Origin of the sequence: Klebsiella sp. ZJOU C1, assembly GCF_035620215.1 — a bacterium.
GTDB classification, from domain to species: domain Bacteria; phylum Pseudomonadota; class Gammaproteobacteria; order Enterobacterales; family Enterobacteriaceae; genus Klebsiella; species Klebsiella variicola.
This window is the reverse complement of the sequence record NZ_CP141644.1, coordinates 5,342,273-5,354,033: the sequence shown is the minus strand read 5'-3', so window position 1 is coordinate 5,354,033 and position 11,761 is coordinate 5,342,273. Positions and strand designations below refer to the sequence as shown.

9 protein-coding genes are annotated in these 11,761 nt (G+C 62.5%); 1 reads left to right on the top strand and 8 read right to left on the bottom strand.

Annotated elements, in window-relative coordinates:
* Position 1 precedes the first annotated feature (1 nt).
* Positions 2–865: an NAD(P)-dependent oxidoreductase gene (locus SPE70_RS25690; RefSeq protein ID WP_032736565.1), complete on the top strand. Its 864-nt coding sequence runs from the start codon at positions 2–4 to the stop codon at positions 863–865.
* A 3-nt stretch (positions 866–868) separates the two neighbouring features.
* Here the strand turns inward: SPE70_RS25690 and SPE70_RS25685 are convergent, their stop codons facing one another.
* From SPE70_RS25685 to eefA, 8 genes are all read right to left on the bottom strand, one after another.
* Positions 869–1,159 (bottom strand): YicS family protein, encoded by a 291-nt coding sequence (locus SPE70_RS25685; protein WP_002923120.1) that lies wholly within the window; start codon positions 1,157–1,159, stop codon positions 869–871.
* 106 nt (positions 1,160–1,265) lie between these two features.
* Positions 1,266–2,168, bottom strand: coding sequence for a DMT family transporter (locus SPE70_RS25680; RefSeq protein WP_032731513.1), 903 nt, complete (start codon positions 2,166–2,168; stop codon positions 1,266–1,268).
* Positions 2,169–2,319: 151 nt separating this feature from the next.
* Entirely contained in the window at positions 2,320–3,753 is a 1,434-nt protein-coding gene (gene murP, locus SPE70_RS25675; protein ID WP_004150245.1) for a PTS N-acetylmuramic acid transporter subunit IIBC, read from the bottom strand.
* 24 nt (positions 3,754–3,777) lie between these two features.
* Positions 3,778–4,680, bottom strand: a complete 903-nt coding sequence (murQ, locus tag SPE70_RS25670) for an N-acetylmuramic acid 6-phosphate etherase (RefSeq protein WP_136047268.1) — start codon at positions 4,678–4,680, stop codon at positions 3,778–3,780.
* Between the two features lie 162 nt (positions 4,681–4,842).
* Complete coding sequence (locus SPE70_RS25665) at positions 4,843–6,006, bottom strand: multidrug effflux MFS transporter (RefSeq protein WP_086512130.1); 1,164 nt, start codon at positions 6,004–6,006, stop codon at positions 4,843–4,845.
* Between the two features lie 45 nt (positions 6,007–6,051).
* The gene (eefC, locus tag SPE70_RS25660) at positions 6,052–7,416 is read right to left on the bottom strand and encodes a multidrug efflux RND transporter outer membrane subunit EefC (protein WP_012967026.1); all 1,365 of its coding nucleotides are present in this window, start codon (positions 7,414–7,416) and stop codon (positions 6,052–6,054) included.
* Between the two features lie 3 nt (positions 7,417–7,419).
* Positions 7,420–10,527 carry a multidrug efflux RND transporter permease subunit EefB gene (gene eefB / locus SPE70_RS25655; protein WP_023323401.1) on the bottom strand — a complete coding sequence of 1,036 codons (3,108 nt, stop codon included), beginning with the start codon at positions 10,525–10,527 and terminating at the stop codon, positions 7,420–7,422.
* Positions 10,527–11,651 (bottom strand): multidrug efflux RND transporter periplasmic adaptor subunit EefA, encoded by a 1,125-nt coding sequence (eefA, locus tag SPE70_RS25650; protein WP_136047270.1) that lies wholly within the window; start codon positions 11,649–11,651, stop codon positions 10,527–10,529. The genes eefB and eefA overlap by 1 nt, the downstream gene beginning before the upstream one ends.
* Between the last annotated feature and the right edge of the window lie 110 nt (positions 11,652–11,761).

Here is an 11,761-nt window from a genome sequence, read left to right as displayed (position 1 = left end):
GATGACGATCGCGTTTATTGGTTTTGGCGAGGCGGGTGGCATTCTGGCGGCGGATCTGGCCCGTGAGCATGCGGTGACCATTTGGGATTGCAAGCTCAATGGCCCGGCGCGAGAGGCGATGGGCAAAAAAGCCCGTGATTCGCGCGTTCAGGTGGGGAATTCGCTGGCGCAGGCGCTGGAGAGCGCCACGCTGGTTTTTTCTACTGTGACCGCGGGTGAGGCGCTAAAGGTGGCGCAGCAGGCCGCCGCGCTGCTGCAGCCGGGGCAATACTTCCTCGATCTCAACTCCGTGGCGCCGGAGACGAAACGGCAGGCGGCTGAACATTTTCTGCCCGGCGCCTACATCGATGTCGCGGTGATGGCGCCGGTACCGCCGGCCCGATTGCAGACACCGTTATTGATCGGCGGGCCGCAGGCGGAGGCGATCGCGCCGCGTCTGCAGGGGCTGGGGCTGAATGCCCGCTATGGCGCCAGTACGGTGGGCCAGGTGTCGGCGATAAAAATGTGCCGTAGCGTGATAATCAAAGGTCTTGAAGCGCTCACCACAGAATGCCTGTTCGCGGCCCGTGAATATGGCGTCGAGGAGGAGGTGCTTAGTTCCTTGCATCATAGTTTCCCCTCTCTGGGCTGGACAGGAGCGTTCCCCGACTATCTGATCAGCCGGGTGGCGGAACATGGCATTCGGCGCAGCGAAGAGATGGAAGAGGTGGTGAAAACCCTGCGTGACGTGGGGAGCGCCGGGATAATGAGCGAGGCGATCGCGAAAAGCCAGCGCCAGCTGCCGGAGCAGATGGCCGCCCGTAGCCTGAGCTACAGGCAGCTGACGCCGTTTGACTGGAAAACGCTGGTCGCCAGGCTGAAATAACCGCTATTTGGCCGGACAGACGATTTTGTCGATTGCGGCCTGGTAGCTTTTTTGGTTATTGCGCTCTTTCGCCAGCGTTGCTTCGCGGACCGCGTTCTTGTTACCGTCGGTCGCCAGCACTTTATTGGCAAAATCGTTATCGCTGAGGTGGCTTGCTGGCGCGCATTTTTCCTTCACCGCTTTGAGCACCTGCTGTTTTTGCTGCTCGAACTGCAGGCTTTGCAGCGGTGATTCGGCCCACGCCGACGTGGCGCTCAGGGCGGTGACCAGGCATACCATCCAACATGCTTTCATCAGGCTTCTCCTTCCGTAATCGCTTCCGTCAACTATATGCGCAGGCGCGAAAACACGCAAATAGTGGTCAGTTTAACTTATTGAAAATGCAATTTTTATCGCCTGCTCAGGCGGCTCTCACCCGCCGCCGCGAGTCGATGGCGATCAGCACCACCGACGCGAGGATCAGCAGAGTGCCCAGCCAGTCCGGCAGCGTGAAGGTGATCCCCAGCAGCAGGAGCGACAGCAGGGCGCTGCTCAGCGGTTCGGCGCAGCTGAGGATCCCGGCCTTCGCGCCGCCAATTTTCTGCGCGCCGTTAAGATAAAGGCTGAAGGTCAGCGAAGTACCGATCACCACCAGGTAGAAAAAGGCTAACAGCAGGCTACCGTTCACCACAAAATCGGTGCCCTGGCCGCCGTAAAACGGCAGCAGCATCGCGCCGCCGAACAGCATGCTCCAGCCGACGATCGGCAGCGTCCCGTAGCGGGCAATCAACGTCGAGGGATAGGTGGTATAAAACGCGGCGGCAAACGCCGAGGCGATCCCCCAGAACAGCGCCGCCGGCGAAATCGACAGCGTCGTTGGGTTGCCGTGGGTCACCAGCAGAAAGGTGCCCGCCAGCGAGGTGCAGATAGCTCCCAGCACCAGCGGAGTGGGACGCGCTTTGCGGGCGAGGGCGAACCAGGCGACGATGATCGTAGGCGACAGAAACTGAAGCACCGTGGCCGTGGCGGCATTGGATTTTTCAATGGTCATCAGAAAGGTGAACTGCACGGTTAGCGCGCCAAACAGCGAGAAAAACAGCAGGCTTAGGGCGTCGTGGCGGTTTTGCAGCACGCGGAAAATGCGGTCGCCGTGAACAAAGCCGAGCATCAGCAGGATCAGCCCGGCGAACAGCAGACGCGTCATGGTCAGAAACGGCGACGACATCTGGCTTTCCTGCATAATAAATTGCGCACACACCCCGGAACTGCCCCACAGCACGGCGGCAATCAGTACGTTCAGCATCCCTTTTTTGCTGGAGCCCATCTTTTCCTCAAGCGAAATATGACAAAGGGGAATCATAGCATGCGCCAGCCCGGGCGGCGGGGCAGGAAATGGTAGTCGGGCGCGGCGGCGTAACGATGTTGCAGGCCCGGTAAGGCGAAGCCGCCGCCGGGCATTAACCGATAGTCGCGTTCTAGCTTAAATCGACATTTTTACTGCCGAACAGCCAGGTGAGGACAAAGCCACACAGGTAGGAGACGGCCAGCCCGCCGGCGTAGACCGCCATCCCGGCGTAAATTCCGCTGCCGGAGGTCATCAGCGGCAGCGCCACCAGACCGGACGGGCCGAACACCGTGTTCAGGCCGACCGGCAGCCCCAGCCAGGCGATCAGTCCGACGAAGAACCCGCCGCAGGCGCCGCCGAGGCAGGCGGTGACAAACGGCTTCATCCGCGGCAGGGTGACGCCGTAGATCAGCGGCTCGCCAATCCCGAGGAAGCCCGGAATAATCGCCCCTTTAATCTGGGTTCGCAGCAGCGAATCGCGCTTCGCCCGCCAGAACAGCGCCAGCGCCGCCCCCACCTGCCCGGCCCCGGCCATCGCCAGGATCGGGAACAGCGAGTTAAAGCCCTGGGCGTCCACCAGCGCAAAATAGACCGGGACAAACCCCTGATGGACGCCGAACATCACCGCCAGCAGGAACAGGCCGGCCAGCACCGCCGAGCCAAACGGGTTGCCGTTAAGATGCAGGAACAGCCACGACATGCCGGTAAACAACCAGCCGCCAATCGGCATGATCACCGTAAAGGTCACCGCGCCCATGATCAGCAGCGTCACCGCCGAAGTGAGGATCATATCGAGGTTGGCCGGCATCACCCGCCGCACCTGGCGTTCAACCCACGCGCCAAGGATAGCGGCGATCAGTACGCCGATGATATTGCCGCGCGGATCGATGCCATGGCCGAAGAAGGTGGAAATGCCGGCGTAGAAGCCGCTAGTTGCCTCCGGGTTGTAGCCCAGCACGAACAGCGAGGCGATAATCGCGCCGTTCACGCCGGAGCCGCCGAACGCCTTCTGCGCGTTATAGCCAATCAGGATACTCAGAAAGGTGAACATCCCTTTGCTGAAGACCTTCATATAGCCAATCAGCGCCACCAGGCTGGCGTTCGGATGGGCGTTCTCCAGTACGAAAACCTGTTCCGCCAGGGTGGCGAAGCCCAGCAGCAGCCCGACGGCGATAAAGCCGGGGATCAGCGGCGTAAAGATGGTGGCGAATTTGGCGAGAAACTTCTGCACCGCGCTGGTCTGCCTGCCCTTCAGCGCCTGCTTTTTCTCCGCCGCGACGTCGGCCAGCGTCGGCGCGGCGGCGGGCGCCGCCTCCAGCAGGCCGTTCATCATTTCGGCGGCGGTTTGCGCCTTGCCGGGGCCGAGCACCACCTGGAACTGCTCGTCGCTGACGATCACCCCCATCACGCCGTCAATCTGGCGGATGGCGGCGCTGTCGGCCAGACTTTCATCGCGCAGGGTCAAGCGCAGGCGCGTCATGCAGTTGCCCGCCTGCGCGACGTTTGCGGCGCCGCCCACGTGGGCGAGGATCCGCGCTATCATCTCTTTCGTTATTTTTGCCATTGCCCGTTACCTGTCTGTCGGCGCTCAGGTGTTGCTGAGCGCCTTGCGGATATAGCCGTTGTTTTTCGCCAGCAGCGACTGCGCCTCTGCGGCGCTTAAGTCCGCCAGCACCATCACGATCGCCGTTTTACAGTGGCGGCCGCAGGCCTCCAGCGCCTTCTGGGCGGTGGCGCGATCGCAGTCGGTAGCCTCCATCACGATAGAGACCTGGCGCTCAATCAGCTTGGCGTTGGTCGCTTCGACGTCGACCATCAGGTTGCTGTACACCTTGCCGACGCGGATCATCGCCCCGGTGGAGATCATGTTCAGCACCAGCTTCTGCGCGGTGCCGGCTTTCAGGCGGGTAGAGCCAGTGACCACTTCCGGGCCGACCACCGGGGTGATCGCCACGTCCGCCAGCTGGGCCATTTCGCCATGCGGGTTACAGCTGACGATGGCGACAAAGGCATTCTGACTATGGGCGTATTCCATGGCGCCAATGACGTACGGCGTGCGTCCGCTGGCCGCCAGTCCCACCAGCACATCGCGGTGGCTGAAGTTCAGGTTCTGCAGATCCATCGCCCCCTGCGCTTTGTTGTCTTCCACGTTTTCCACGGCGCTGAGAATCGCTTTATGTCCGCCGGCGATGATCCCCACCACCTGCTCCGGGCGGGTGCCGAAGGTTGGCGGGCATTCGCTGGCATCGAGGATCCCCAGACGCCCTGAGGTACCCGCGCCGATATAAATCAAGCGGCCACCGGCCTGCAGCGCCGTCGCGACCTTATCCACCACCTCGGCAATCTGCGGCAGATAGGGCGTAATCGCTTGGGCTACCTGCTGGTCTTCCTGGTTTATCACCGTCAGCATGTCGAGGGTGGAGAGGGTGTCAATGTTGGCGCTGTTGGCGTTGCGTCGCTCGGTCAGCAGTTTGCTCAGGTCGATACTCATAGAAACCTCGTTATTCTCAGTGGCGCGCAGTATAAGGAATTATTTATTCCTTTCCTGTGAAGAGTATCACGATTAGTACGCGGAGAATAATAGGAGAATGGTAGGTATGGCGGGAAATAGTGCGGTAATAAATCTGGAATATTTTATTACCGCAGCAGGAGATTAGCGCGCGCTGCGCGGTTTGCTGAGGCCCAGCAGCAGCGCCAGCAGGTAGCAGATGGCCATCGCGAGGCTCATTTTCAGCATCGTTTCACCGCCGAGGCCTGCCAGCGGCGCGGCGATGCCGCCGAAGACAAACATCAGGGTGCCCATCAGCGCGGACGCGGTCCCGGACTGCGCGGCATCGACGGCGCTCATCGCCTCCGCGCCAGCGACGGTGCTGATGCCGCTCATCAGCGACACGGTAAAGAACAGGCCGACCAGCGCCAGCACCGGCAGCTGCAGCCAGGCAAACAGCAGCATGATCGCCGCACAGCTCACCGCCAGCGTCAGGCCGCCGCGCAGCAAGCTTTCGGCGCTAAAGCGGCGCGCCAGGCGGGAAAAGATCATCGCCGCGATAATCAGCCCGATACCGTTCAGACCGAACAGCAGGCTGAACTGCATGGCGCTCATGCCGTATTCGCTTTGCATCACGAAGGAAGAGGAGCCGATGTAAGAGAACAGCCCGGCCATCATAAAGGCCTGAATCAGGCAGAAGCGCAGAAAGCGGCGATTTTTCAGCACCGGCTGGCCGCGTTGCTGGCGGGCGGCATGCGTTGCTGTGGCCGGGCGCGTTTCCCGCAGGATCGTCAGGCTCATCACCAGCAGCACGCCGCCGATGGCGGCCATCGTCCAGAAGAGAATTCGCCAGTCGAAGGCGGTGATAACGTAGCCGCCCAGCACCGGGGACAGCACCGGCGCAATGCCGTTCACGGTCATCAGCAGGGCGAAAAATTGGGTCAGCAGGGTGCCCTGGTATTTATCGCGGGCGATGGATCGCGACAGCACCGAGCCGCCGGCGCCGGCGAAGCCCTGTAAAAAGCGCCAGACAATCAGCATGTTGATATCCCGGGTCAGGGCGCACATCGCCGAAGCAAAGATAAACAGCAGCAGCGACAGCACCAGCGGTTTCAGGCGGCCAATGCGATCGCTCAGCGGGCCGAAAAACAGCTGACCCAGGCCGAGGCCAATCAGCGCGGCGGTCAGCGACAGCTGGGTCTGGGTGCTGGTGGCCTGCAGCTGCTGAGTGATCTCCGGCAGCGCCGGCAGATAAAAATCCGTGCACAGCGGGCCGATACCCGACAGCAGGCCGAGGATCAGCGCCCAGGAGAGGGAAACACGTGACATAACGATTCCTTACAGAAGCCGGGCGCGGCCGCCCGGCGGGTGAAATTAACTGGCGCCGCCGCCCAGCGACTGCCAGAGGGTGATCCGGTTATTGAGGTCGGTCTGCTGCAGGGACAGCAGCGTCGTCTTCGCCGACCACAGCGTGCGCTGGGCCGTAAGCACCGACAGATAATCGCCGACTCCGGCCTGATAGCTCTTCATGGCGATATCCAGCGATGTCTGCTCGGCGGCGACGTACTGCCGCTGGGCATCGAGCTCTTCGCTCAGCGTTTCCCGGCGCGCCAGCGCATCGGCAACGTCCTTAAAGGCGCTCTGAATCGATTTCTCGTAGGTGGCGATCAGCCCCTTTTTCTCCGCTTCCGCATAGCGCAGCTGCGCCAGGTTGCTGCCGCCGGTGAACAGCGGCAGGCTGATGGAGGGGGCGAACGACCACACCTGCATCCCGTGGCTGAACAGCGACGACAGCGAGTCGCTGCCGACCCCGGCGCTGGCGGTCAGGGAAATCGACGGGAAGAAGTTCGCCCGCGCCGCGCCGATATCGGCATTGGCGCTCTTCAGATTGTGCTCCGCTTCCTGAATGTCCGGCCGGCGCAGCAGCACCGACGACGACACGCCCGCCGGCACCAGCGCGATGCTGTTATCCCCGAGACTCTCGAGGGTGCCGGGCAACAGGCTCTCCGGCACGGTTTCCCCCGCCAGCAGGTTAATGGCGTTTTTATCCTGCGCCACCAGCGTGCGATAGCTGGCGACGCTGGCGCGCGCCTGCTGATAGACGCTTTCCGCCGAGCTTACATCGCCGGCGGAAGCGGTACCCACCGCCATCTGGCGGGCGACGATGTTGCGCGAGTTTGCTGCGCTGTCCATGGTCTGCTGCGCCAGCGCCAGATTGCTGTTATCCGTCGCCAGCGTCACCCAGGCGGTGGTCAAATCGGCAATCATCGTCAGCCGGGTATTCTGCGCGGTGAATTCGCTGGCAAGCCAGGTTTCGCGCGCCGCGCGCGACAGGCTCTGGTTCTTGCCGAACAAGTCCAGTTCGAAGCTGGAGACCGCGCCGTCGGCCTGCGAAGCGGAGCTCAGGCCGCTGGCTACCGTTTTGCTGCGGGTATGGCTCAGCTCGGCATCGACAGTGGGAAACAGCGACGCCCGCGTCTCGCCGTACTGGGCGCGCGCGGCCTCGATATCGGCCAGCGCTTTTTGCACATCGCGGTTGCTGTTCAGCGCGAGACTGACCACTTTTTTCAGCCGCGCGTCATTGACCACTTTCTGCCAGTCGCCGACCACCGCCGTCGATTCGCCGTGCGCCCCGGGCAGGGTGGCCGGCACCGGCGCGGCCGGGCGATCATAATGCGGGTCAAGCGAGACGCAGCCCGCGGTCAGGAGCGCGATAAACATAAAACTCAAACGAAACATACCTTACTCCTGAGAAGGACGTTGGCGGGTGAAGAGACGTTTCACCAGCACGAAGAACAGCGGTACGAAGAACACCGCCAGCAGGGTGGCTGTCAGGGTGCCGCCGATGATGCCGGTGCCGATCGCCACGCGGCTGTTGGCTCCGGCGCCGGTGGCGATGGCCAGCGGCAGTACCCCGGCGATAAACGCCAGCGAGGTCATGACAATCGGGCGCAGACGGGTCTGCGCGGCGCGGATCGCCGCCCGGGAGAGCGAATACCCCTCATCCACGGCGGATTCAGCGAACTCCACGATCAGGATGGCGTTTTTCGACGACAGGCCGATGGTGGTCAGCAGCGCCACCTGGAAGTAGACGTCGTTGCTTAAACCGCGCAGCGTCGCCGCCAGCGCCGCGCCGAGCAGGCCGAGCGGGATAACCATGATCACCGAGAACGGCACCGACCAGCTCTCATACAGCGCCGCCAGGCACAGGAACACCACCAGAATCGAGATGGCGTAGAGGCTCATCGCCTGGCCGCTGGCGAGCTTTTCCTGCAGCGAAATGCCGCTCCACGCCCAGGTGGAGCCCGCCGGCAGGCTGTCGGCCAGCTTTTCCATCTTGTCCATCGCCGCGCCGGAGCTGAAGCCGGCGGCGTTTTCGCCCTGGATCTCAAAGGCGGCGGAGCCGTTGTAGCGCACCAGGCTTTCCGGGCCGTATTGCCAGTGGGTGGTGGCGAAGGCGGAGAACGGCGTCATGCTGTTATCGCTGCCGCGAACGAACCATTTGCCGAGGTCCGACGGCACCGCGCGCGCGTCGCTTTCGCCCTGGATATAGACCTTTTTCACCCGGCCGCGATCGATAAAGTCATTCACGTAGGTACCGCCCCAGGCGCTGGAGAGCGTATCGGTCACGTCGCTCAGCGACAGCCCCAGCGAGACGGCTTTGTTGTTATCGATATCCACCTGCAGCTGCGGCATCTGCGGCAGATCGTTAGCGCGCACCGACTGCAGCTCGCTGCTCTGGTTGGCCGCCGCCAGCAGCTGGCTGCGCAGCTTCATCAGACTGTCGCGGTCAGTACCGCCGCTGGCCATCAGCTCGAAGGTGAAGCCGTTGCTCTGTCCGAGGCCGTCCACCGACGGCGGGGTCATGGCGAACAGGGTGGCGTCGCGGATCGTCCCCAGCTCTTTGGTGGCGCGCAGGGCAATGGCCTGGGCGGTATTGTCGTCCCCTTTGCGCTGCGACCAGTTTTTCAGCGACACGAAGGCCATCCCGGCGTTCTGGCCGCTGCCGCTAAAGCTGAAGCCGTCGACGGTGAAAATGACGTCGGTATTGGCTTTCTCTTTGGTGAGGAACCAGTCGGTCACCTGGCGGCGCACCTCAGCGGTACGCACCGCGGTGGCCCCGGCGGGCAGGGTGTACTGGACCATGATCTCCCCCTGGTCCTCCACCGGCAGGAAGCTGCCCGGCAGCTTCCACATCGCCAGCGCCATCGCCCCGCAAATCAACGCGTAAGCGCCCATCATCACTGCGCCCCGGCGCAGGCCGCCGAGTACGCGGCGCTGGTAGCCTGCTTCCGTGCGCCCCCACAGGCGGTTAAAGGCGCCAAAGAACCCTTTGGTGTGCGGTTTGGAGTGGCTGAGCAGCGCGCCGCACAGCGCCGGGGTGAGGGTTAGCGCCACCACCACCGACAGCATCATTGCCGAAATAATGGTTACCGAGAACTGGCGATAGATGACCCCGGTCGATCCGCCGAAGAAGGCCATCGGCAGGAACACCGCCGACAGCACCAGGGCTATCGCCACCAGCGCGCCGGAGATTTCGCCCATCGATTTTTCGGTGGCTTCGCGGGCGGGGAGCCCTTCGTCGCGCATAATGCGCTCGACGTTTTCCACCACCACGATGGCGTCATCCACCAGCAGGCCGATCGCCAGCACCATGGCGAACAGCGTCAGGGTGTTAATCGAGTAGCCGAACAGCGCCAGCACCCCAAAGGTGCCAAGCAGCACCACCGGCACCGCCACCGCCGGAATGAGCGTCGCGCGGAAGTTCTGCAGGAACAGATACATCACGCAGACCACGAGAATGATCGCTTCGAACAGGGTCTGAATCACATCCTCGACCGAGATTTTGATGAACTCGGTGCTGTCCTTCGGATAGGCGATATCGTAGCCCTGCGGCATCTGACGCTGGAATTCGGCGATTTTGCTTTTCACCAGGGTAGCGGTATCCAGCGCGTTGGCGCCGGGGGCCATCATCACCGCGATCCCGGCGGCCGGATGGCCGTTCAGATTGGCGGTAGCGGTGTAATCCTCGCTGCCCATCTCCACCCGCGCGACATCGCTCAGGCGCACTACCGAGCCGTCGGCCTGGCTTTTCACGATGATCGCTTTGAACTGGTCAGGGGTTTGCAGCCGGGATTGCGCGCGCACGGTGGCGGTCAATTGCTGGGCATTGGACGACGGTAGCGCGCCGATTTTACCCGCGGAAACCTGCACGTTCTGCGCCTCAATCGCCGACTGAACGTCGGAAGGCATCAGCGAGTAGGAGGCGAGTTTGGTCGGGTCCATCCAGACGCGCATCGCGTATTCGGCGCCGAATACCTGCAGGCTGCCGACGCCCTCCACGCGCGCCAGCGGGTCCTGCATATTGCTGACCAGCCAGTCGGAGATATCGGAGCTGGTGGCGCGGTCGGTTTTGTCATATACCGCGAGGATCAGCAGGAAGCTGCTCTGCGATTTTTCCACCGTTACGCCGGACTGCTGGACTTCGCTCGGCAGCCGCGATTCCGCCTGCTGCACTTTGTTTTGTACCTGCACCTGGGCGGTGTCCGGGTCGGTTCCCTGCTCAAAGGTGACGGTGATGCTGACCGAGCCGTCGGAGCTGCTGGTGGAGCTGAAGTAGAGCAGATGGTCGAGGCCGGTGAGCTGCTGCTCGATGACCTGGGTGACGCTGTTCTCCAGGGTTTCGGCGGACGCCCCGGTATAGGTGGCGGAGATTTTCACCGCCGGCGGGGCGACGTCCGGGTACTGGCCTACCGGCAGGGTGCGGATCGCCAGCACCCCGGCGAGCATAATCAGAATGGCGATCACCCAGGCAAAGACCGGGCGACGCACGAAGAAACGGGAGAACATTAGGCGTTGCCTCCGTTATTGTTGACGGCGACGGCCTTCACTGTCTGTCCGGGGGCCACTTTACCGGTGCCTTCGACAATCAGCTTGTCGCCCGCTTTCAGGCCGCTCAGCACCAGCCATTTATCGCCGTAGGTGTCGCCGGTTTCCACGGTACGCTGCTCAACTTTGTTGGCGGCATCGACCACCAGCGCCGTGGCGTCGCCTTTGGCATCGCGGGTGATCCCCTGCTGCGGGGCGAGGATCGCGTCGTTCATGATGCCTTCATCGATGCGCGCGCGGACGAACATCCCCGGCAGCAGGACGTGCTGCGGGTTGGGGAAGATAGCGCGCAGGGTCACCGAGCCGGTAGATTCATCGACGGCGACTTCGGTGAGCGCCAGACGCCCTTTTTCGGGATAGGTACTGCCATCTTCCAGGGTTAACGTCACGCTGAGGGTGTCGCTGTTGCTGGCCAGGCTTTGCTTGCGTAAACGCAGGAGATCGACGCTGGATCGCGTCAGATCAACATACATGGTGTCGAGCCCGCGGATCGTCGCCAGCGCGGTATCCTGATCGGCGGAGACCAGCGCCCCCGGCGTAACCGACGAGATGCCGATGCGCCCGGCAATCGGCGCGGTGACGGTGGTCCAGTTCAGGTTAATGCGCGCGCTCTCCAGCGCTGCTTTCTTCGATTCCACGCTGGCCTTGTCCTGGGCGCAGGTGGAGGCGGCGTCGTCAGCATCCTGGCGGGAAACGCCGTTATCCCTGACCAGCGACGCGTAGCGCTGGGCCTTCTGGCAATCGGAGACCACCAGCGCCTGGGACTGTTTCAGCGCCGCCGCCGCTTCGTTCCAGGTCGCGCGATAGCTGGAGGGATCGATCTGGTAAAGGGCCTGCCCGGCCTTCACCATATCGCCTTCGGTAAACAGGCGTTTCTGGATGATGCCGCCCACCTGCGGGCGAACTTCGGCGCTGAGCGAGGCGGTGGTGCGGCCGGTGAGCTGGCTGACTACCGGCACCGGCTGGCTTTGCAGGGTGACCACGCCCACTTCCGGCGTGGGTTGCTGCGGAGCAGATTTCTGCGCATTATCGCATCCGCTAAGGAGAAATAATGCTGTCGCGATGGGAGCTATGATGTATTTCATTATATTTTCTCAAGATATAAGACGTCCGCCCCGTTTATTTAAAAACGAGGGAATAGGTTGGGCGCTGAGGCATTTTCGGGTGAGCGAAAATGACAAAAAAGGAACACAGA